The following is a 1,177-nucleotide window of genomic DNA, read 5'->3' as shown; positions in this document are numbered from 1 at the left end:
TCATGGCGTTCTCCGTCATTTAGGAAGGAAACCGGCGGGCAGAGGATCCTCCTCCTCCAGCACGATCGTCGAAAAAGCGCTGATATGTGCCATGCCACGAATTTCAGGGATCACGGTGTCCTGCCCCTCTTTCCCTTGCGCGGTCTGCACAATCCGGGCCTGAAACGGTACTCCGAGGATGTTTTCAGCCCGGTATGGCGCGTTGAGAGCCAACTGGCCGCGAGCATTAAGCTGGGCCAACCGGGCAGAGGTGCCTGTGCCGCAGGGTGAGCGGTCGAATTTGTTGCCTGCCAGGATCACCAGATGCCGGCCGCCGCCGTCGATCGGCGCATGGAAAAGCACGCTGCTGATTGGCTGCGTGCCACCGCTCGCGTTGAGCGCCTCCTTGATCGCCATGCCTGCGCGACACCAGCCATTGGCCTGGTCCATTTCGAAGGGAAGGTCGACCTGGCTTGCTTCAACGATCGCGTAGGTGATGCCGCCGTAGGCGATGTCGCACGTGATCGAACCGAGACCCTCGGCCTCCACGCGCACATCTGATGCCATGAGGTAAGCAGGCACGTTGCGCAACACCACCGACGTCAGGCGATCTGCCTCGAATGTACCCGTGACGTGAATGATGCCAGCCGGCGTCTCGATTGACATGCCGCCTTCTCTAAAATGCGCAGGAAGCGCACCCGTGGCAGCCAAGCTAGCGACGAAGCCGATGGTGGCGTGGCCGCACATGTCGGCATAGCTGTAAGAAAAGACGAAAAACAATCCCTGATCCGCTTCGCGGGAGGGCACGGGCACCGCGGCCGCCATGGCAGCATGCCCGCGCGGTTCATGGAGAAGCAGGGTTCTCAAGCCGTCGTGATTGTCACGGAAATCGTCCCGCTGCTCACGAACGGTTTTCCCGCGGAGTGGGGGAATGCCAGACAGGACCGTTCGGGTCGGATGCCCCGCAGTGTGGCTGTCGACGACATTTAACAGACGGCTCGTACGCATGGTCAGTAGTACTTTCCTGACTGAGGTACGACTTTCATATCGATGTTACGCTCAAGCATGTAACGGGTGATGGTCGAGCAAGCGAGGCCAAGCGACTTCTGCTGCAGCATCCAATTCGCCAGGAAGTTCTCGAAGCCTTCGTTGCCCGGCTCACGGCGAATGCCGATGGTAGATGGATTGCGCAGAACCG

At 60.1% G+C, this 1,177-nt stretch carries 1 protein-coding gene and 1 pseudogene; both read right to left on the bottom strand.

All coding sequences use genetic code 11. From position 1 onward, the window contains the following. Positions 1 to 15 precede the first annotated feature (15 nt). Positions 16 to 987 (bottom strand): proline racemase family protein, encoded by a 972-nt coding sequence (locus AYK65_RS31330; protein ID WP_081163226.1) that lies wholly within the window; start codon positions 985 to 987, stop codon positions 16 to 18. Positions 988 to 989: 2 nt separating this feature from the next. Continuing rightward, positions 990 to 1,177 (bottom strand): annotated as a pseudogene (locus AYK65_RS31325) (transporter substrate-binding domain-containing protein); the annotation flags it as partial.

It is taken from the genome of Ensifer aridi (genome assembly GCF_002078505.1).
GTDB lineage: Bacteria > Pseudomonadota > Alphaproteobacteria > Rhizobiales > Rhizobiaceae > Sinorhizobium > Sinorhizobium aridi.
This window is presented reverse-complemented; position numbering and strand designations above follow the sequence as displayed.